This window comes from Aminobacter sp. BA135, from assembly GCF_050859125.1.
GTDB classification, from domain to species: Bacteria; Pseudomonadota; Alphaproteobacteria; order Rhizobiales; family Rhizobiaceae; genus Aminobacter; species Aminobacter ciceronei.
The window spans coordinates 3,178,894-3,199,822 of sequence record NZ_CP139572.1; the positions used below are offsets into that span (position 1 = coordinate 3,178,894).

Consider the following 20,929-nt stretch of genomic DNA (forward strand, 5'->3'; position numbering starts at 1 on the left):
GGAGCCGGATGCGTTCGGGCGATCGTCGGTCGCGGCCCTGATCAGGTGCTGAGCGAGTTTGAGGCACGCAGGCTGACGCCGGTGATGCGCCAGACGCCGTCGGGCTGGAGTTCGAGCGTGTAGACGGCTTCGTAGTCCTTTCCGTCGGCACCGACGATGATCACCTGCTGGACGATCGATGTCGGGCTCGTTTCCTGGAATTTTCCGAAGGAGAAGCTCTGCGGCTTGTGCACTGGCTTGTACGCGCCCGTGACCATGCTCATGAACGTGTCGAGGGTCGGGAAAATGCGCTTCACATTGGGGGCGGCGTAGCTGTAGGCAGTGGCGTCGTTGCCCGAGCGGAAGGCATGGAGCTGGCCCGAAATGCTGTCTTGTGCTGCCTTGATTTCGGCCTCACCGGCATAGGCCGGGAGGGACATGAGCAGGCAGGCAAAAAGGGCGGCGCGGCGCATGAGGTTCTCCGGTCGCCAACCATGGGCGATGCCAGCAGACACGCTGGTTCGCGCAAAATGGTTGCATTGGCAAGGAGTTTTTCGGATCAGCCGGTTGCGCATCTGGCATTCCGGTGCTGTTGGGAGGACAGGCTGCAGCTCCGTTCGCAGGTTCGGGACAGTCGTCGCATCTGTAATCAAATCTCTTTGCCGTGGTCACAACGCAGCTGTCGCTTGAAAGGCATGGTCCGTTCTGCGACAAGACGGGCAACGATGGAACGGACGAAGCGATGAAGACCTTTTTCGTGCAGATCAAATGTGAGCTCGGCAAGGCCTATGAGGTGGCGAGCGCATTGGCGGACGCCGAAATCGCCTCGGAGATCTATTCGACTGCCGGCAACTACGACCTGCTGGTCAAATTCTACGTCGATGACGAAGAGGACATCGGCCACTTCGTCAACGAACGAGTCCATGCCATCGGCAACATCAAGGATACCTTCACCACGGTGACGTTCCGCGCGTTCTGAGCGGGACAAGGGCAGGGATCTGCTCATATCGCCTGCATACTGCCGAAAATACAGGCAATTTTCCGATAAATAAGCCGGCTGTCGCCAAAACCGGCGATTGCGCTTGATTTTCTCTCCCGAGGTCATTTCACTGGCCAAGAGGGGAGTTTGCCATTGGTTGCGTTCGATGAAATGCTGCCGGCAGAAGCCGGTTTGAGAAGACCCTATGAGGCCTATGACGGCTGGCTGAAAAACCAGGACCCCGCCCGACTTACTGAAAAGATGCGCGATGCCGAGCGCGTTTTTCGCAAGACCGGCATCACCTTTGCCGTCTATGGCGAGCAAGAAGCATCGGAACGGCTGATCCCGTTCGACATCGTCCCCCGCATCATTTCAGGCAATGAATGGCGCCGGCTGACGCAGGGCATCGAGCAGCGCGTTCAGGCGCTCAACGCTTTTCTCGATGACATCTATCATCGCCAGGAGATCCTCAGGGCAGGGCGCGTGCCACGCGAGCTGATCGCCACCAATGAGGCCTTCCTGCCGGAGATGATCGGGGTCAGGCCGCCGGCAGGCGTCTACACCCACATCATCGGCGTCGACATCGTACGCATCGCCGAAAACGAGTTCTACGTGCTCGAGGACAATGCGCGCACGCCCTCGGGCGTCTCCTACATGCTGGAGAACCGCGAGACGATGCTGCAGCTCTTTCCCGAGCTGTTCCAGCGCATCAAGGTGCATCCGGTCGAGAACTATCCGCAGTTGCTCAGGCAGTCGCTGGCGGCGGTGAAGCCGAACGGTGTGAACGGTGCGCCGACAATTGCCGTGCTGACGCCGGGCAGCTTCAACTCGGCCTATTTCGAGCATGCGTTTTTGGCCGACCAGATGGGCGTGCAGCTTGTCGAGGGACAGGATCTGCGCGTCGTCGACGGCCATGTCGCGATGCGCACGACCGAGGGCTACAAGCAGATCGACGTGCTCTACCGCCGTGTCGACGACGCCTATCTCGACCCGCTGACTTTCAAGCCGGATTCGGCACTCGGCGTGCCCGGCATCATGGACGTCTACCGCGCCGGCAACATCACGATTGCCAATGCCCCAGGCACCGGTATCGCCGACGACAAGGCGATCTATTCCTACATGCCCGAGATCATCGAGTTCTACACCGGCCGCAAGCCGATCCTCGGCAACATCCCGACCTGGCGCTGCTCGGAAGCAGACAGCCTGAAATATGTCCAGGAGCATCTGGCCGAGCTGGTGGTCAAGGAAGTGCACGGCTCGGGCGGCTACGGCATGCTGGTCGGCCCTGCCGCCACCAGGAAGGAGCGCGAGGAGTTTTCCAAGAAGCTCGCTGCCCGGCCGTCGAACTACATCGCCCAACCGACGCTGTCGCTGTCGACCTGCCCGATCCTGACCGAGAAGGGGCTTGCCCCCAGGCATGTCGACCTCAGGCCGTTCGTGCTGGTCTCCGACCGTATCCGCATTGTGCCGGGCGGGTTGACGCGTGTGGCCCTCAAGGAGGGGTCGTTGGTGGTGAATTCATCGCAAGGCGGCGGGACCAAGGATACCTGGGTTCTGGACGACTAGGGGGACGTTGATTTTTCATGCTTCTGGGACGCACCGCCAACGGCCTTTACTGGATGAACCGCTATATCGAGCGGACCGAGAACATGGCAAGGCTGATCGATGCCGGCCTGCGCATCGCGCTGACCCGCAGCCAGGATGCCTCCGAGGAATGGAAATCGGTGCTGCTCTCCGCCGGTGCTGCCAGCTCTTTTGCCGAGAAACACTCAGACTACACGGCAGAAAACGTTGCCGATTTCCTGCTGCGCGACATGTCGAACCCGTCGAGTGCCGTGGCGGCGATGGAGACCGCGCGCAACAATGCGCGCATGGTGCGCACGGCTTTGACGCGGGAGACCTGGGAGAGCATCAACGAAGCGTGGATGGCGCTGAAGCGCATGCTGGCGTCTCCGATCGATCAGCGCGAATTGCCCGGCGTGCTCGACGCCATTAAGCGCGAAACCGCGCTGATCCGCGGTTCGTTCTATGGAACGATGCTACGCAACGAGATCTTCGATTTCGCCCAGCTCGGCACCTACATGGAACGCGCCGACAACACCGCGCGTATCCTCGACGTCAAGTATTACGTGCTTTTGCCTTCGGTCTCCTGGGTTGGCTCGTCGCTCGACAACTACCAGTGGGAATCGATCTTGCGGTCGGTTGCGGCGCACCGGTCCTATCGCTGGGTCTACGAGGCCGAATACAAGCCGACCAACATCGCCGAGTATCTGATCCTCAATGCGCGCATGCCGCGTTCGCTGTCGTTCAGCTATCGCTTCCTTGCCGAGCATCTGAAGTTCCTCGGCGAGGACTATGGCGCCCGGCATCCGGCGCAGGAGATTGCCGAGCGGATCTATGCCCGTCTGCGTGGCACCGAAATCAAGGACATCTTCGAAACCGGTCTGCACGAGTTCCTGGCCGACTTCATCAGGGACAATAACCGGCTGGGCGATCAGGTCGCCCAGGATTTCGGCTTTTATTGATCGGATAGGATGATGCGGCTCAAGGTCAGCCACCGCACCGAATACAGCTATGACGAGCCGATCCGCTACGGCCTGCAGCGGCTGAGGCTGTGGCCGGCGAGCGGACCGGCACAGACGATGCTGACCTGGGCGCTGCACATCGAAGGCGCGCGGGAAGAGGTGCGTTTCCTCGATCAGTTCGGCAACGACACGCGGCTTCTGTCCATCGATGGAGATCCGCATACGATCAGCGTGGTGGCTGAAGGTGAGATAGAGACCAACGATACGGCTGGTGTTTCGGGACCGCATCGCGGTTTTGCGCCGCTCTGGCTCTTCGAACACCAGACGCCGCTGACGGCGCCCGGCACAGCGATCCGCGATCTGGCGGCTAGCGTCGGCGATGGCGGCGACCTGCAGCGGCTGCACGGGTTGATGGCGCTCATCCAGCAGCGGATAGCTTATGTCACCGGCACGACTGACTCGCGCACGACCGCCGAGGAAGCACTGGTGAAAGGGACCGGCGTCTGCCAGGACCACTCACATGTATTTGCCGCTTCGGCCCGGCTGCTTGGATTTCCCGCGCGCTATGTCAGCGGCTACCTGATGATGAACGACCGGGTCGACCAGGTTGCTACGCACGCCTGGGCGGAGGCCTATGTCAGCGACCTCGGCTGGGTCGGCTTCGATGCAGCCAACGGCATGTCGCCCGACGAACGTTATGTGCGCGTGGCTGTCGGCCGCGACTATCGCGAGGCGATGCCGATAGCCGGCATTCTGATCGGGCATGCGCAGGAACGGCTTGCAGTCCACATCACGGTAGAGCAGTAATCCGGCATAAGAACATTCGCCGGAACTGGAATCGATGACCTATTGCGTCGGCATGAAAATTGACCGTGGCCTGGTGTTCATGTCGGACACGCGGACCAATGCCGGGGTCGACAATATCTCTACCTTTCGCAAGATGCGCATCTGGGAGCAACCGGGCGAGCGCGCGGTCGTCTTGATGTCGGCCGGTAATCTGGCCACCACGCAGGCCGTGGTCAGCCTGCTCGACGAGCGTACCAAGGCTGCCGCCGAGCGGGCGCCGACGCTGCTCGAAGCGCCTTCGATGTTCCAGATCGCACGCATCGTCGGCGACACGGTCAAGGAAGTGATCGCCCAGTCGGCCCCGGCCGGCCAGACGGCGGATGCGGCCTTCAACGCCTCCTTCATTCTCGGCGGCCAGGTCAAAGGCAGCGAACCCCGACTGTTCATGATCTATCCCGAAGGCAATTTCGTCGAATGCAGTGAAGACACGCCGTTCTTCCAGATCGGCGAGACCAAATATGGCAAGCCGATCATCGTGCGCGCCTATGACCGCGCAATGAGCTTTGCTGAAACCGTGAAGCTTTTGATGGTGTCGTTCGATTCGACGCTGAAATCGAACCTGTCGGTCGGCCTGCCGCTCGATCTGGCGTTCTACGAGAAGGACAGTTTCAAGATCGGGCTGAAGAGGCGCATCGGCCCCGACGATCCCTATTACCGGAGTGTGTCCGAAGGCTGGTCGGATGCCTTGAAGGCCGCGTTCCAGAGCTTGCCCGATTTCATCGAATAATCGAATGCCTGGCCGGTCCTGAGGCTGATGGCGGAGGGAGAATTGCCATGGATAGCGAGGCGTTTCGCCATTGGTCGCAGAAGGCCGCCGAATGGGGCGCCGACTATCGCGACGGCCTGCGCGACCTGCCGGTACGACCGCGCCTCGAGCCGGGCCAGGTGCTGAACACGATTGCCGCCAGCCCGCCTGAGACCGCCGAGCCGATGGACGAGATCTTCGCCGACTTCGAGGCCAAGATCGTGCCGGGCATGACGCATTGGCAGCATCCGCGCTTTTTCGCCTATTTTCCGGCCAATGCGGCACCGGTGTCTGTGGTGGCGGAGTATCTGGTGAGCGCAATGGCCGCGCAATGCATGCTGTGGCAGACCTCGCCCGCGGCGACCGAACTCGAGACCCGCGTCGTCGACTGGATGCGCCAGGCCCTCGGCCTGCCTGAAAGCTTTACCGGTGTGATCCAGGATTCGGCCTCGTCGGCGACGCTTGCCGCCGTGCTGACGATGCGCGAACGCGCACTCGACTGGCAGGGAAACAAGTCTGGTCTGTCGGCTGCGCCCCGGATCCGCGTCTACTGCTCGGAGCACGTGCACACGTCGATTGATCGCGCCATCTGGATATCAGGCATTGGCGATGACAATCTGGTACGCATTCCGAGCGAGGGGCGCTTTCGTGCCATGTCGCCCGAGGCACTGGATGCAGCAATCGTCGAGGACCGCAACAATGGCTTGCTGCCGGCTGGCATCATTGCCTGTGTCGGCGGCACCAGCGTGGGCGGCACTGACGACGTGGCGGCGGTCGTGGAGGTTGCCAAGCTCCACGGCCTCTACGTTCATGTCGACGCCGCCTGGGCTGGCTCGGCGATGATCTGCCCGGAGTTCCGCCATTTCTGGGCAGGTGTCGAGGGCGCGGATTCCATCGTCTTCAATCCGCATAAATGGCTGGGGGCGCAGTTCGACTGTTCGATCCAGTTCATCCGCGATCCGGAAAGCCTCGTACGCACGCTGGCGATCCGGCCGGAGTTCCTGAAGACGCATGGCCGCGACGGCATCACCAATTATTCGGAATGGTCGGTGCCGCTTGGCCGACGCTTCCGGGCGCTGAAATTGTGGTTTCTGCTGCGCGCGCATGGGTTGGAAGGCCTGCGCATGATGATCCGCAATCACGTTTCGTGGAGCGGCAAGCTGGTGCAGCGGCTGCGCGACGAGCCCGAATTCGAGATCACCAGCGAGCCGATGCTGTCGCTGTTTTCGTTCCGCCATACGCCGCCCGGCGTTGGCGATCTCGACGACCACAATCTGGCGCTTGTCGAGGCGATCAATCGCGACGGACGCATTTACCTGACGCAGACGCGGCTTGACGGGCGCGCCGTAATCCGCTTCCAGGCCGGGCAGTTCGAGGCGACGGAAGCCGATGTCGACACGGCTTTCGAGGTGATCGTCGAGATCGCACGGGCTGCGGGATAGGCATCAATCGTAGGAAAGACCAGCCGGAACAGGACGTTCCGGCTGGCTTTATTGTTCAGGCGATGTGTCAGGCGCCCTGGATGTGGGGCAGCACCTCGATCGTGCCGCGATAGATCATCTCGCCGGCGACATAGAGGATGATGACCAGGCCGACATAGGCGATCCAGCGGTGCTTCTGCAGCAGGTTGGCAATGAAGCTCGCGGCGACGCCCATCAGCGCGATCGACAGCACCAGACCGAAGATCAGGACGTTCGGGTGGTCGCGCGCGGCGCCGGCAACCGCCAGCACGTTGTCGAGTGACATCGAGACGTCGGCGATGAGGATTTGCCACGCAGCCTGGCGGAAGGTCTTGGTCGGCGCAGTGCCCGCGACCTTGCCGTCCTTGTCGATGTCCGTCTCGCTCAGCGCTTCGACGGCTTGGGTTTCCTGAGCGTGGTTGGCGCGCAGTTCGTACCACATCTTCCAGCACACCCAGAGCAGCAGGACGCCGCCGGCGAGCAACAGGCCGACGATCTGAAGGAGCTGGGTCGTGGCGGCGGCAAAGCCGATGCGCAGCACCGTCGCAGCGATGATGCCGACGACGATCGCCTTGGTACGCTGGTCTTTCGGAAGGCCCGCCGCGGCAAGGCCGATGACTATGGCATTGTCTCCGGCCAGCACCAGATCGATCATGATGACCTGGAAGAGGGCGGTTAAGGCCTCGGGAGTAAAGAATTCTGTCATATGGCACCCTTTGCTTTCAGCAAGGGCGGCAAGGCTTGCAGACATGATCTGCCGTGGCGGGGTGGTTCCGCGTGGGCTAGAATCAGGACGTGCTGATCGGTGAGTACATTTGAGCCAGGCCGCCGGATTGGAAACTCCAGTCCGACATCGCAGCCATGGTGGCTGCCAGAGGGGCCCGGCCTGGGTGGCAGGTTCCTAATCGATCGCGGCGCGGATTTCAAGGTCGAAACAGCAATTGTTCCCCATCCGGCATATTGCCGGATAATCTGCGATTGCGGCTTCGATGTGACTTTCAAGTGCCTTTTCACTGCTTTCGTTTTGGCCTATCGTTGCTCAAAACGAAATTCTGGGGAACGCTCACAATGTATCTGTCGCCGCGCCAGTCCGAGATCATCCAGCTTGCCAAGGACAATGGCCGCGTGCTGGTCGACGACCTGGCGAGCCATTTCCAGGTGACGCCGCAGACGATCCGCAAGGATCTCAACGATCTCTGCGACCAGCGGCTGTTGAGCCGCATCCATGGCGGGGCGCTGTTCCCCTCTGGCATCGAGAACCTGGAGTACGAGGCGCGGCGCAAGATCGCCGCCGACGAGAAGGACGCGATCGGCCAGGCGGCGGCGCGCATCATTCCCGACAACGCCTCTTTGTTCGTCAATATCGGCACCACCACGGAGGCCGTCGGCAAGGCGCTGCTCGACCATAAGGGGCTGATGGTCATCACCAACAACATCAATGTTGCCAACAGGATGCGCGTCTATCCTGATATGGAAGTGGTAATCGCCGGTGGTGTGGTGCGCGGATCGGATGGCGGTATCGTCGGTGAGGCGGCGGTCGACTTCATCCGCCAGTTCAAGGTCGACTATGCGGTGATCGGCGCCTCGGCTATCGATCACGATGGCGCGCTTCTCGACTTCGACTTCCGTGAGGTCAAGGTGGCGCAGGCGATCATCGCCAATGCGCGCCACGTCATCCTGGTGTCGGACCAGACCAAGTTCGAGCGCACCGCACCGGTGCGCATCGCGCATCTGTCACAGATGGACACCTTCATCACCGACCATTGCGATATTCCGAGCATCCGCAAGATCTGTGCGGAATCGGACGTGCAGCTCGTCGAAACGAAAAGACCCGCGCCATGAGCGCGGGTCACCGACCTTATCAATACAGACTGAGTAGAGCCCGGAATCAGTAGGGCGAATAGCACTGCTGGCGCGGCCCGTTATAGGGCTGGAAGGTGTTGTCGGACGCGCGATACGAACGGTAACGGTCGTAGCACCACTGCACATGCGCATTGCCATAGCGGCTCGGCTGGACGTAGCGCGGCTGCGGCTGGTTGGCGATTGCGCCGCCGATGATCGCACCCGCTATGAAGGCGCCTGCCGGGAACCAGAAGTTGTTGTGGCGACGATAGCCGGGTCGGTAGTCGCGATAACCGCGATGACCGTTGAAATACACCACGTCGCCACGTTCGCGATAGAAACCGCTGCGCGGTGCGCGGAAATGGCTGGCGCTGTCGCTGCGCATCACTCGGCGTTTCTTCCAATAGCCGTCATACTGGACCTGCTGCATGGCCGTGTCGGCCTGCGGAGCCTTGGGCATGTAAGCTGAGGCCGCGCCTGCCTCGGCCACCGGCATTATCGCAAACGATGCCGCGATAGCCGTGGCCATCAAGCCTGAAATCATCTTGTTCATTGTCTTCTCCTCGTAGGACGGATCGTTCCTTCACGAGCATAACGATGCGCCGGGAAAATTGTTCCTGCGAGCGGCCAGACGTCGCAGCGGCTTTGGCAGTTCGGCGGGAAGATGCTGTGAGGCAAAATGGTGAGCGCGCAGGGATTCGAACCCTGGACCTACTGATTAAAAGTCAGTTGCTCTACCGGCTGAGCTACGCGCTCCCGGAGGCCGTTTGGCGACCCCGAAATTGCGGCGGAACATAGGGAGAGTGTCCCGGCGGGTCAACCGGAAAAACATCATTGCAAACAGGCTGTCGAATGGCGACCGGCAATTGGCTCTCGACCCTGCAACTCAACTCGCTCGGCATTTCCTGGCAACCGCTCACGCGCGTAATATTACCTCTTGGTGATATTGCTGGCATCCGGCAGCGCTGCTAGACATCGGAGGCCCAATATCGGGCTTATCGTTTTGGACATTTGATAGATGCGTATTCTTTTGAAACTCGCCGTTGCTTCCGTTTTCGCAACTTCCGTCATTCCCGCCGTCGCACAGTCAGAAGACCTCGTCTTCACGCTCAAGAACGGCACGAAATCGGTGCTGACGAATTTCTACGCCTCGCCGGTTGGCGTTGACCAGTGGGAAGACGACATCTTCGGCCGCGACACGCTGGGCGCAGGCGAAAGCATGCAGATCACCATCGCCGATGGCCGCAGCGTCTGCGAATACGACATGCGCTTCGAATTCGAGGAAGGCTCAGACCTCGACACCACCGAGGACAAGCAGAACCTCTGCGAACTCGGCGAATACACGATCCACGAATAGGGCTGGCTTCGAGCAAGCCCGGGCTGGTCACGCCGGGAACAGATTCGGCACCTTTTGCGCCGAACCTCGAATAGAGTGGCTATCGGCAATGCACGTCGCAGGAACGCCGAAGAAAACCGCACCGGGCCGGAAGCAACCGGCCCGTCTGCCACAAAATGGTGATTGGTACCTGATTGCCGCTGCCGCTATAGCGGCCCTGCACATTGTGGAGCGGCATTGAATGGCATTGGACGTCGGTTATCTCAGCGCATTGGGGGCGGGCGCCCTGTCGTTCCTGTCGCCTTGCGTGCTGCCGCTGGTGCCGCCTTACCTCTGCTACATGGCGGGCGTTTCGGTCGACGACTTCCGGGCCGAGGGCGGGGCCGCAACCGTTTCCCGCGCCCGCGGCGCGCTTTTGACCGCGTCGGCCTGCTTCGTGCTCGGTTTTTCCACCGTCTTCGTGGCGCTGGGTGCTGGCGCCTCGACGATCGGGCAGCTGTTGCGAACCTGGCAGGAACCGCTGGCGATGGCGGCTGGCGTGCTGATCATCCTGATGGGCCTGAATTTCCTCGGCATCCTGCGCATTCCGCTGTTTTCGCGCGAGGCGCGCTTCCAGTCGCAGGGCAAGCCGGCGAGCAATCTCGCCGCCTATCTGATGGGCCTAGCCTTTGCCTTTGGCTGGACGCCGTGCATCGGACCGGTGCTGGGGCCGATCCTGACGCTGGCCGGCGGCCGCGAGACGGTGGGAGAGGGCGCTGCCCTGCTGGCTGTCTATTCGCTCGGCCTTGGCATTCCGTTCCTGATCGCGGCGCTGTTTTCGGGCGCTTTCATGCGGTTCCTGCAGAAGTTCCGCGTCCATCTCGGCAAGGTCGAAAAGGCCATCGGTGCGCTTCTGGTGGTTGCAGGCGTGCTGTTCCTGACCGGTGGCGTGCAGACCGCATCCTACTGGTTGCTGGAGCGCTTTCCGGTGCTCGGCCAGCTCGGCTAGCTCCAAAAACGTCCTGATAGCCTGTGCATTGGAGGCGATTGCCAGCAATGCTAGAAAGGCGGGCGAATCCCGCCGCTTCTTGCCAATCCGGACGACGCCATGACCTCGAGAACCTGCCTGTCGATCATCCTTGCCGCCGGCGAGGGCACTCGGATGAAGAGCGCGACACCCAAGGTGCTGCACCAGATTGCCAATCTGCCGATGGTGGCGCATGTCGCCAGGGCCGCCGAGAGCGCAGGCGCCGACGCAGTCGCGCTGGTGGTGGGGCATGGCGGCGACGCGGTGAAGAAGGCAGCGGAGGCGTTCGCGCCAAAGGCGGATGCATTCGTCCAGGCTGAGCGGTTGGGTACGGCTCATGCGGTGCTGGCGGCACGGACGGCAATCGCCAAGGGCTATGACGACATTCTGGTGATGTTCGGCGACACGCCGCTGGTCGAGGCCGATTCGCTTGCCTTGGCGCGTCAGAAGCTTGCCGAGGGGGCTGCCGTGGTCGTCATCGGTTTCCGGCCGCCGAACCCGGCAGGTTATGGCCGCCTGTTGGAGAAGGATGGGCGCCTGGTCGCCATCCGCGAGGACAAGGATTGCACCGACGAAGAACGCAAGATCGGATTCTGCAATGCCGGGCTGATGGCAATTGCGGGCAAGGATGCGCTGAGGCTGCTCGATCAAGTCGGCAATTCAAACGCCAAGGGCGAGTTCTACCTTACCGACATCGTCGAGATCGCCGACAAGGCCAGTCTCATGGTTGTTGCCACCGAGGCGAGCTTCGAAAGCGTGCTTGGCATCAACAACCGGGCGGAACTCGCCGAAGCCGAGGCGATCTGGCAAAAGCGCCGCCGCCGGCAGGCCATGCTTGACGGTGCGACGCTGATTGCGCCCGAAACCGTCTATTTTTCGCATGATACGGAGATCGGCGCCGACGTGCTGGTCGAACCGAACGTCTGGTTCGGTCCTGATGTGAAGGTTGCCGACGGCGCCGTCATCCATGCGTTCAGCCATCTCGAAGGCGCCGATGTCGGCCCCCATGCCGAGGTCGGGCCATATGCCCGGCTGCGCCCTGGTGCGGAGCTGCATGAGAAAGCCAAGGTCGGCAATTTCTGCGAGGTCAAGAAGGCGACGGTCGAGAAGGGCGCCAAGATCAACCACCTGACCTATGTCGGCGACGCGCGCGTCGGCGCCGGCGCCAATATCGGGGCGGGCTCCATCACCTGCAACTATGACGGCTATTCCAAGTTCTTCACCGACATCGGCGAGGGCGCATTCATCGGCTCGAACTCGTCGCTGGTGGCGCCGATTGTCATCGGGGCCGGCGCCTATGTCGCCTCGGGCAGCGTCATAACAGAGGAAGTGCCCGGGGATGCACTGGCCTTTGGTCGGGCGCGCCAGAAGACCTTGCCGGGCAAGGGCAAGGAATTGCGCGAACGCTTCGCTTCTGCCGCCGCCGCGAGAAAGGCGGGTGCAAAGTAACGGCATTTCAATCCTGCTGTGCCATGGATGGTCCTTCTTGCCCGGTCGGGCGGCTGATACGTTGCGAAATGGAATGTGACTTCCGCTTGGCTGCTGTGCTGCCTAAAAGGCCGACAGGGTTTTGAGGGATTGGACGGGGCAAAATCATGTGCGGAATCGTTGGTATCGTCGGCCAGACGCCGGTTGCGCCGCTGATCGTGGATGCGCTGAAGCGGCTGGAATACCGCGGTTATGATTCCGCCGGTGTCGCCACGATCGAGAATGGCGAACTGGCGCGCCGCCGCGCCGAGGGTAAGCTTGTCAATCTCGAGCGCCGGCTCAAGGCCGAGCCCCTGGATGGCAATATTGGCATCGGCCACACACGCTGGGCGACGCACGGCGTGCCGAACGAGACCAATGCGCACCCGCATTTTTCCAACGGCGTGGCGATCGTCCACAATGGCATTATCGAGAATTTTGCCGAGCTGCGTCAGGAACTCATGGCCGATGGCTATGAGTTCACGTCGCAGACCGACACCGAGGTCGTGGCGCATCTGATTGCGCGTGAACTGGCGCGTGGCACCAAGCCTATTGATGCAGCGCATGCGGCGCTGAAGCGCCTCAACGGCGCCTTCGCGCTCGCCATCATGTTCAAGGGCGATGAGGACCTGATCGTCGGCGCCCGCAATGGGCCACCGCTGGCTGTCGGCCATGGCGAAGGCGAGATGTTTTTGGGCTCGGATGCGATTGCGCTTGCGCCCTTCACCAACTCGGTCACTTACCTTGAAGACGGCGACTGGGCGGTGGTGCGCCGCAACGAATTTCAGATCTACACGATGGATCGTGTGCCGGTGGAGCGCCAGCGGCGCCAGTCGGTCGGCACCAGCTATCTCGTCGACAAGGGCAATCACCGCCATTTCATGGAAAAGGAAATCCATGAGCAGCCGGAGGTGATCTCGCACACGCTGGCGCATTATCTCGACTTCACGCAAGGAACGTCGAAGCCGCTCGACCTGCCGTTCAACTTCGCCGACATCGACCGCCTCGCGGTTTCGGCCTGCGGCACGGCCTATCTTGCCGGGCTAGTCGGCAAATACTGGTTCGAGCGCCACGCACGGCTGCCGGTCGACATCGATGTCGCCTCGGAGTTCCGCTACCGCGAGATGCCGATCTCCAGGAAGAGTGCTGCGTTCTTCGTCTCGCAGTCGGGCGAGACCGCCGACACGCTGGCCTCGCTGCGCTACTGCCGTAAGGAAGGCGTGCCGATCGGCGCGATCGTCAACGTGCGCGAGTCGACGATGGCGCGCGAATCCGACGTCGTGATGCCGACGCTTGCCGGCCCCGAGATCGGCGTTGCCTCGACCAAGGCCTTCACCTGTCAGCTTTCGGTGCTGGCGGCTTTGACCATACGGGCGGCCTCGCAACGCGGGACGATTACGGCGGAAGAAGAAAAGGCGTTGGTACGCAGCCTGTCGGAGACGCCGCGCTATGCAGCCCAGGTGCTCAAGCTCGACAAGCAGATCGAGAAGGTTTCGCGTGAGCTGGCTTCCTACAAGCACGTGCTCTATCTCGGCCGCGACACCAATTTCCCGCTCGCCATGGAAGGCGCGCTCAAGCTCAAGGAGATTTCCTACATCCATGCTGAGGGTTATGCCGCCGGCGAGCTGAAGCACGGGCCAATCGCGCTGATCGACGAGAACATGCCCGTCATCGTCATCGCCCCGCATGACCGCATCTTCGAAAAGACGGTGTCGAACATGCAGGAAGTGGCGGCGCGGGGCGGCAAGATCATCCTGATAACCGACCAGAAGGGTGCGGCGCAGGCGACGGTGAAGACGCTGGAAACCATCGTGCTGCCCGATGTGCCCGAGTTCATCGCGCCGATCATATATGCCCTGCCGATCCAGATGCTGGCCTATTTCACGGCCGTGTTCATGGGCACCGACGTCGACCAGCCGCGCAACCTGGCAAAGTCGGTGACAGTGGAGTAGGGCTGACACCCCCCTACCAAGATCTGTGTTCCAAAGCGTCGCGTGCTTGACTAATGTTGCGCTGCAAATATGCGGCGGTGAATGATGTCGGACGGCCACAGACCTTCAGCGATTGCACGGCTGAGGAATTATTTCCTTACCGGCTTTGTCGTTTCCGCACCGCTGGTGCTGACCATCTACATCGTCTGGTCGTTCATTGGCTGGGCCGATTCGTGGGTGAAACCTTACATTCCCTCGACCTACAATCCGGACAACTACCTCGCCATTCGGGTGCCGGGATTCGGCCTGATCGTGGCACTGGTGCTGATCACGCTGATCGGCTTTCTGACCGCCAACTTTATCGGCCGCGCGATTGTGGGTTTTGGCGAGCGGCTGTTGAACAGGACGCCGCTGGTGCGCGGGCTGTATAAGACGCTGAAGCAGCTGTTCGAGACGGCGCTGTCGAACAAGAGCGATATGTTCCGCACCGTTGGCATGGTCGAGTATCCGCGCAAGGGTGTGTGGTCGATCGTTTTCGTCGGCAATGAAAAGCGGACCGAGATCAATGACAAGCTCGACAAGGAAGGCGATCCGCTGATCGCCGTCTTCATGCCGTGTACGCCAAATCCGACCACCGGCTTCCTTATGTATGTGCACCGCTCCGAGGTCGTGCTGCTCGATATGAGTATCGAGGACGGCGCCAAGCTGATCGTCTCGGCTGGTCTTGTCGTTCCTGAACTGCCGAGCGCGGCAGCCAAGGGCAAGGCGATCGAAGGCCTGATCGGCAATCCGTCTGCGGGCACGCTGCCTCAGCCGGCCCTCAGCAAGCGTACCGCCTCGTCCCTGCCGAACACGTAAAGCAAGAGGCGCAGCGCTTCGCCACGCGGTGAAACGAGCTCTGGATCACGAGCAAGGATCAGGCGCGCGTCGTCGCGGGCGACCTCCAGGAGGTCGGCGTGCGCTTCGATGCGCGCGATCTGGAAGCCTGGCGTGCCGGATTGGCGCGTGCCCAGCAACTCGCCTTCGCCGCGCAGTTTGAGGTCTTCCTCGGCGATGAGGAAGCCGTCCTCGGTTTCACGCATGACCGACAGCCGGCGCTTGGCGGTTTCGCCAAGCGGATCCTTGTAGAGCAGCACGCAGGAAGATGGTTTCGAACCGCGGCCGACGCGACCGCGCAGCTGGTGCAACTGGGCGAGGCCGAAGCGCTCGGCGTGCTCGATGACGATGATGGTGGCGTCGGGCACGTCGACGCCGACCTCGATGACGGTGGTGGCGATCAGCACCCGCGTCTCGCCTTCCTTGAAGGCGCGCATCGCTTCGTCTTTCTCGGCACCTTTCATACGACCGTGGACGAGACCGATTCTGCTACCGAAGACCGGCTGCAGCGAGGCGAAACGATCCTCGGCAGACATCAGCTTGATCTCTTCGGATTCCTCGACCAGCGGGCAGATCCAGTAGACCTTCTGGCCTTCGGCGACGGCGTCGCGCATGCGGCCGACGAGTTCCTCCAAGCGCTCGAGCGGCATGGTGACAGTGCGGATCGGCTGTCGGCCGGCCGGCTTTTCGGTCAGGCGCGACACATCCATGTCGCCGAAGGCGGTGAGCACCAGCGTGCGCGGGATCGGCGTCGCGGTCATGACCAGCATGTCGGGCGCCTGGCCCTTGGCGTTCATGGCAAGGCGCTGGTGCACGCCGAAGCGGTGCTGCTCATCGATGACGGCCAGCGCCATGTCGCGGAAGGTGACTGTATCCTGGAACAAGGCGTGGGTGCCGATTACGATGTCGATCTCGCCGCTTTCGAGCCCCGCCAGCGTCTGGGCGCGGTCGCGGCCCTTTTCGCGGCCGGTCAGGATCGCCACGCGCATGCCGACTCGTTCGGCCAAGGGCGCGATTGTCGCCAGATGCTGGCGGGCAAGGATTTCCGTCGGCGCCATCAGTGCCGCCTGGCCTCCCGCCTCGACGGCTCGAGCCATGGCCAGAAGTGCGACCACCGTCTTGCCCGAGCCGACGTCGCCCTGAAGCAGGCGCAGCATGCGTTCCGGCTTGGCGAGGTCGGCATCGATCTCTTCCAGTGCGGCCTGTTGCGAGCCAGTCAGTTGATAAGGCAGTGCCGCGCGGAGCGCGTTGACGAGGTGGCCGTCGCCGGTCAGCGGCCGGCCATGCAGCTTGCGCACGCGGGCGCGGACGAGGGCGAGCGACACCTGGCCGGCAAGCAACTCGTCATAGGCGAGGCGGCGCCAGGCGGCATTTTCGGGCGAGGCGTCGATCGGATCGGCCGGATTGTGGACGCGTTGCAGCGACGCCGCGAAAGCGGGAAAACTCTGCCGGCGCATGACATCGGCGTCGAGCCACTCGGGCATCTCCGGCACCCGTTCGAGCGACTGGCCGATGGCGCGGCGCAATACCTTGGCCGACAGGCCCGCCGTCAGCGGATAGACAGGTTCGACCAGCGGCAGCTTGTCGGCCTCGCTGGCAAGCGCGATGTGGTCGGGATGAACCATCGAGGGGCGGCCGTTGAACCACTCCATGCGGCCCGAGACGATGACTTTCTCGCCCTCGGGCATCGCCTTTTCGAGATAGGCGGCATGCGCATGGAAGAAGGTCAGCGTGATCTCACCTGTGTCGTCATGGGCAAAGACGCGGTAGGGCGCCGAGCGGTTGCCGCGCGGCGCCGGCTGGTGGCGGTCGATGCGGACCTCCAGCGTGACGATGGCACCTTCGGCGGCGAGCGCGATACCAGGTCGGTTGCGGCGGTCGATGACGCTGTTGGGCAATATGAAAGCGAGGTCGCCGACGCGGGCGGACCGGTCGCCGAGATCGGCAGGCACGACCTTCTCGATCAGCACGGCAACCTTCGGTCCGATGCCGGTGAGCGAAGTGATGGGGGAGAACAGGGGATCGAGAACGGATGGACGCATCGTGTCAGCTTATGCGCTGCTGCAGCCCGGGCAAAGGCTGACATGGCCGGCTATCCACGCTATATGCGCCTCGACATCAGAGGATTGCTGACATGACCGGATCGACACGCTCGAGCGAAGGGCTTGATACGCGCAGGCGCAAGCTTTTGTTCCGCTCCTGGCATCGCGGCATGCGCGAGATGGACCTGATCCTCGGCAGTTTCGCCGACGCCAACATCGACAGGCTGAGCGATGCGGAGCTCGACCTCTACGAGGTGCTACTCGACATCACCGACAAGGAGCTGCTGTCCTGGATCATCGGCGAGCACCCGGTGCCGGAAGCTGTCGACCATGACGTCTATCGCCAGATCGTGGCGTCGCGCGGCGCATTCACAGCCTGAGTGAAATCATGAGCCTGACCAAAGCAATCGGCCTGCCCAAGGGTCGCGCCGGACAGTTCATCGTCGACGGCGTCGCCGACGGCTACGAGGCCTTCGCGCTCGCCATTGCCGCCGCCGAGACGGCGCCTGACAAGCCGCTGCTGTTTGTCGCGCGCGACGGACAGCGGCTGCCGCAGATCGTCGAGGCGCTGGCTTTCGTCGCGCCCGACCTGCCGGTGCTCGAACTGCCGGCCTGGGACTGCCTGCCCTACGACCGCGTGTCGCCGGGGTCGGATACGGCAGCGCGCCGGCTTGATGCGCTGGCGGCGATGATCGCATTGAGGAAAGAGCCGCACCGGGCAATCGTGCTGACGACGGCCAATGCGCTTCTGCAGCGCATGCCGCCGTCGGCTGCGCTCGAAGCGCAGGAATTTCGCGCCAAGCCGGGCAACCAGGTCGAGATGAACCAACTGGTGGCGCGGCTCGAACGGGCCGGCTTCGAGCGTGTGCCGACGGTGCGCGGCGTCGGTGAATTCGCCGTGCGTGGCGGCATCCTCGACCTTTATGCGCCGGGTGCCGCGGATGCGCTGCGCCTCGACTTCTTCGGCGACACGCTGGAGACGATCCGTGCCTTCGACGTCGCCAGCCAGCGCACGACGGGCAGCCGCAATCAGGTGGTACTGCAGGCGATGAGCGAGGTGGCGCTGACGCCGGAGACGATCAGCAAGTTCCGCCGCAGCTACATCGAAGCCTTTGGCGCGCCGTCGCGCGACGATGCTCTGTACGCCGCGGTCAGCGAAGGCAGGCGCTTTGCTGGCATGGAGCACTGGCTGCCGTTCTATTATTCGCATCTCGAAACGATCTTTGACTACCTGCCCGACGCGCCTGTGGTGTTCGACCATCTGGCGCGCGAGGCTTTGGGCGAGCGCCATGCGCTCATCCTTGATCACTACGAGGCCCGCCGCAAGCAGGGCGAGGGCAAGGGGCTCAAGGATGCCGTGCCCTACAAGCCTGTGGCGCCAGATCAGATGTATCTGTCGCCCGAAGAGGTGTTCACCGCGCTCGCCGACCAGGTCAACGCTGAGCTTACGCCGTTCGACACGCCGTTTTCGAGCGGACGCAAGGTGCTGCATGCCGGTTCGCATGCCGGCCGCAGCTTTGCCGAGGAGCGCGCCGACCCGAACGCCAACGTCTTCGACGTGGTGGCCCGGCACATCGCCGACCAGCGGGCGGCCAAGCGCCGCGTCGTTGTCGCCGGCTGGACCGAAGGCTCGCTCGACCGGCTGACGCAGATCCTCGACGAGCACGAGCTCGGCAACCTCAAGCGTGTGGCGAACATGGCCGAGGTCGAGGCGCTGAAGCCGGGCGAAGCCGGCCTCGCGGTGCTGCCGATCGAGGCCGGCTTCGAGTCAGGCGACCTGGTCGTCGTTGCCGAGCAAGACATTCTCGGCGACCGGCTGATCCGGCGCTCGAAGAAGCGCAAGCGCGCTGCCGACTTCATCGCCGAGGCAGCGTCGCTGTCGTCGGGCGACATCGTCGTCCATGCCGACCACGGCATCGGCCGCTTTGTCGGCCTCAAGACAATCGAGGCGGCCGGCGCGCCGCATGACTGCCTCGAAATCCACTACGCCTCGGACGGCCGGCTGTTCCTGCCGGTCGAAAACATCGAGCTTCTGTCGCGCTATGGCTCGGACTCGGCCGAGGCCCAACTCGACAAGCTCGGCGGCGGCGCCTGGCAGTCGCGCAAGGCCAAGCTCAAGCGGCGCCTGCTGGAGATGGCAGGGCAACTGATCAAGCTTGCCGCCGAACGGCATATGCGCGAAGCACCCGCGATGAACCCGCCTGACGGCGTCTATGGCGAATTCGCGGCGCGGTTCCCCTATGAGGAGACCGACGACCAGCAGAGCGCCATCGATTCAGTGATGGAGGACCTGGGTGCCGGTAAGCCGATGGACCGCCTGATCTGCGGCGACGTCGGCTTTGGAAAAACCGAGGTTGCCCTCCGCGCGGCCTTCATTGCCGCCATGGAAGGTTTCCAGGTGGCGGTCGTGGTGCCGACGACCTTGTTGTCGCGCCAGCATTTCAAGACCTTCTCGCAGCGTTTCGCCGGCCTGCCGGTCAAGGTGCGGCAGGCCTCCAGGCTCGTCGGCAGCAAGGAACTCGCCGAGACCAAGCAAGGCATATCAGACGGTACTGTCGACATCGTCGTCGGCACACATGCACTGCTCGGCTCGTCGATACAGTTCAAGAACCTCGGGCTGCTGATCATCGACGAGGAGCAGCATTTCGGCGTCAAGCACAAGGAGCGGCTCAAGGAGCTGAAGAGCGACGTGCACGTGCTGACGTTGTCGGCGACGCCGATCCCGCGCACGCTGCAGCTGGCGCTGACCGGTGTGCGCGAGTTGTCGCTGATCGCCACACCCCCGGTCGACCGCATGGCGGTGCGAAGCTTCATCTCGCCCTTCGACCCGCTGGTCATTCGCGAGACGCTGCTGCGCGAGCGCTATCGCGGCGGCCACAGCTTCTATGTCGTGCCGCGCATCGCCGATCTCGCCGAAATCCACCAGTTCCTGCAGGAATCGGTGCCGGAGCTGAAGGTCGCGGTGGCGCACGGCCAAATGCCGCCGGGCGAGCTCGATGACATCATGAACGCCTTCTATGACGGCCAGTACGACGTGCTGCTGTCGACGACCATCGTCGAATCGGGCCTCGACATCCCGACCGCCAACACGCTGATCGTGCACCGCGCCGACATGTTCGGCTTGGCGCAGCTCTATCAGCTGCGTGGGCGCGTCGGGCGCTCGAAGGTGCGCGCCTATGCGTTGTTCACGCTGCCCGCCAACCGGACGCTGACTGCCACCGCCGACCGCAGGCTCAAGGTGCTGCAGTCGCTCGATACTCTGGGCGCCGGCTTCCAGCTCGCCAGCCACGACCTCGACATCCGTGGCGCCGGCAACCTCCTCGGCGAGGAGCAGTCGGGCCACATCAAGGAAGTCGGCTTCGAGCTCTACCAGCAGATGCTGGAAGAGGCAGTGGCCGAGCTGCGCGGCAGCGGTGAGGCGATCGACACCGGCTGGTCGCCGCTGATCGCTGTCGGCACGGCTGTCATGATCCCGGAAGGCTATGTGCCCGACCTGCAGCTCAGACTGGCGCTCTACCGTCGACTTGGCGATCTCGAAAACACCGAGGAGATCGACGGTTTTGGCGCCGAGCTCATCGACCGCTTCGGGCCGTTGCCGGAGGAGGTCAAGCACCTGCTCAAGATCGTCTTCATCAAGGCTTTGTGCCGCAAGGCCAATGTCGAAAAGCTGGATGCCGGGCCGAAGGGCGTGGTGGTGCAGTTCCGCAAGAAGGAGTTTGCCAACCCGGCGGGTCTGGTGCGCTACATCGCCGAGCAGGGTTCGCTGGCCAAGATCAGGCCGGATCACTCGGTGGTGTTCGCCCGCGACTGGCCGAACCCTGAAAAGCGCCTGGCCGGCTCGGCCGTCATCATGACGCAACTGGCGAAGTTGGCCGAACAGGCGGCTTGAGACGCC

General features: G+C 62.8%; 18 protein-coding genes and 1 tRNA gene. 14 read left to right on the forward strand and 5 right to left on the reverse strand.

All coding sequences use genetic code 11. The annotated features are described in order from the left end of the window. Window positions 1–41: 41 nt before the first annotated feature. Complete coding sequence (locus tag SLT36_RS15450) at window positions 42–554, reverse strand: DUF4864 domain-containing protein (protein WP_432283419.1); 513 nt, start codon at window positions 552–554, stop codon at window positions 42–44. Between the two features lie 167 nt (window positions 555–721). On the opposite strand from SLT36_RS15450, the gene SLT36_RS15455 reads away from it, so the two are divergent. From SLT36_RS15455 to SLT36_RS15480, 6 genes are all read left to right on the forward strand, one after another. Further along, window positions 722–958, forward strand: coding sequence for an Lrp/AsnC ligand binding domain-containing protein (locus tag SLT36_RS15455; protein ID WP_067966581.1), 237 nt, complete (start codon window positions 722–724; stop codon window positions 956–958). Between the two features lie 153 nt (window positions 959–1,111). Continuing rightward, complete coding sequence (locus SLT36_RS15460) at window positions 1,112–2,524, forward strand: circularly permuted type 2 ATP-grasp protein (protein WP_192316656.1); 1,413 nt, start codon at window positions 1,112–1,114, stop codon at window positions 2,522–2,524. Between the two features lie 17 nt (window positions 2,525–2,541). After that, a complete protein-coding gene (locus tag SLT36_RS15465; protein WP_432283420.1) occupies window positions 2,542–3,483 on the forward strand; it encodes an alpha-E domain-containing protein in 942 nt (313 codons plus the stop codon). A gap of 12 nt (window positions 3,484–3,495) precedes the next feature. Beyond that, entirely contained in the window at window positions 3,496–4,290 is a 795-nt protein-coding gene (locus SLT36_RS15470) for a transglutaminase family protein (RefSeq protein ID WP_067966579.1), read from the forward strand. A gap of 34 nt (window positions 4,291–4,324) precedes the next feature. Then, window positions 4,325–5,056 carry a peptidase gene (locus SLT36_RS15475; protein WP_432283421.1) on the forward strand — a complete coding sequence of 244 codons (732 nt, stop codon included), beginning with the start codon at window positions 4,325–4,327 and terminating at the stop codon, window positions 5,054–5,056. A 47-nt stretch (window positions 5,057–5,103) separates the two neighbouring features. Beyond that, on the forward strand, window positions 5,104–6,516 hold the full coding sequence (locus SLT36_RS15480) for a pyridoxal phosphate-dependent decarboxylase family protein (RefSeq protein WP_432283422.1): 1,413 nt from the start codon (window positions 5,104–5,106) through the stop codon (window positions 6,514–6,516). 67 nt (window positions 6,517–6,583) lie between these two features. Here SLT36_RS15480 and SLT36_RS15485 read toward each other — a convergent pair whose 3' ends face one another. Then, on the reverse strand, window positions 6,584–7,240 hold the full coding sequence (locus tag SLT36_RS15485; RefSeq protein ID WP_432283423.1) for a TerC family protein: 657 nt from the start codon (window positions 7,238–7,240) through the stop codon (window positions 6,584–6,586). A gap of 362 nt (window positions 7,241–7,602) precedes the next feature. Here SLT36_RS15485 and SLT36_RS15490 point away from each other — a divergent pair, with 362 nt between their 5' ends. Continuing rightward, window positions 7,603–8,376, forward strand: coding sequence for a DeoR/GlpR family DNA-binding transcription regulator (locus tag SLT36_RS15490; protein WP_067962218.1), 774 nt, complete (start codon window positions 7,603–7,605; stop codon window positions 8,374–8,376). A gap of 46 nt (window positions 8,377–8,422) precedes the next feature. Here the strand turns inward: SLT36_RS15490 and SLT36_RS15495 are convergent, their stop codons facing one another. Continuing rightward, entirely contained in the window at window positions 8,423–8,929 is a 507-nt protein-coding gene (locus SLT36_RS15495) for a BA14K family protein (protein ID WP_432283424.1), read from the reverse strand. Between the two features lie 127 nt (window positions 8,930–9,056). Further along, window positions 9,057–9,132 (reverse strand) — tRNA-Lys (locus SLT36_RS15500). 262 nt (window positions 9,133–9,394) lie between these two features. Here SLT36_RS15500 and SLT36_RS15505 point away from each other — a divergent pair. The 5 genes from SLT36_RS15505 (at window position 9,395) to SLT36_RS15525 (ending at window position 14,974) form a co-directional block, all read left to right on the forward strand. Further along, window positions 9,395–9,733 carry a hypothetical protein gene (locus tag SLT36_RS15505; RefSeq protein WP_432283425.1) on the forward strand — a complete coding sequence of 113 codons (339 nt, stop codon included), beginning with the start codon at window positions 9,395–9,397 and terminating at the stop codon, window positions 9,731–9,733. A gap of 220 nt (window positions 9,734–9,953) precedes the next feature. Continuing rightward, window positions 9,954–10,700, forward strand: a complete 747-nt coding sequence (locus tag SLT36_RS15510; RefSeq protein WP_067962212.1) for a cytochrome c biogenesis CcdA family protein — start codon at window positions 9,954–9,956, stop codon at window positions 10,698–10,700. A gap of 99 nt (window positions 10,701–10,799) precedes the next feature. Further along, window positions 10,800–12,167, forward strand: a complete 1,368-nt coding sequence (gene glmU, locus SLT36_RS15515; RefSeq protein ID WP_432283426.1) for a bifunctional UDP-N-acetylglucosamine diphosphorylase/glucosamine-1-phosphate N-acetyltransferase GlmU — start codon at window positions 10,800–10,802, stop codon at window positions 12,165–12,167. Window positions 12,168–12,313: 146 nt separating this feature from the next. Continuing rightward, a complete protein-coding gene (glmS, locus tag SLT36_RS15520) occupies window positions 12,314–14,137 on the forward strand; it encodes a glutamine--fructose-6-phosphate transaminase (isomerizing) (RefSeq protein WP_067962207.1) in 1,824 nt (607 codons plus the stop codon). A gap of 84 nt (window positions 14,138–14,221) precedes the next feature. Beyond that, entirely contained in the window at window positions 14,222–14,974 is a 753-nt protein-coding gene (locus SLT36_RS15525) for a DUF502 domain-containing protein (protein WP_432288354.1), read from the forward strand. Here SLT36_RS15525 and recG read toward each other — a convergent pair. Beyond that, window positions 14,926–17,034 (reverse strand): ATP-dependent DNA helicase RecG, encoded by a 2,109-nt coding sequence (recG, locus tag SLT36_RS15530; protein WP_432283427.1) that lies wholly within the window; start codon window positions 17,032–17,034, stop codon window positions 14,926–14,928. The two genes, SLT36_RS15525 and recG, sit on opposite strands and share 49 nt — an antisense overlap. Window positions 17,035–17,126: 92 nt before the next feature. Between recG and SLT36_RS15535 the strand changes: the two genes are divergently transcribed. Continuing rightward, window positions 17,127–17,414, forward strand: coding sequence for a succinate dehydrogenase assembly factor 2 (locus SLT36_RS15535; RefSeq protein WP_182574191.1), 288 nt, complete (start codon window positions 17,127–17,129; stop codon window positions 17,412–17,414). A gap of 8 nt (window positions 17,415–17,422) precedes the next feature. Next, window positions 17,423–20,923: a transcription-repair coupling factor gene (mfd, locus tag SLT36_RS15540; protein WP_432283428.1), complete on the forward strand. Its 3,501-nt coding sequence runs from the start codon at window positions 17,423–17,425 to the stop codon at window positions 20,921–20,923. Window positions 20,924–20,929 lie beyond the last annotated feature (6 nt).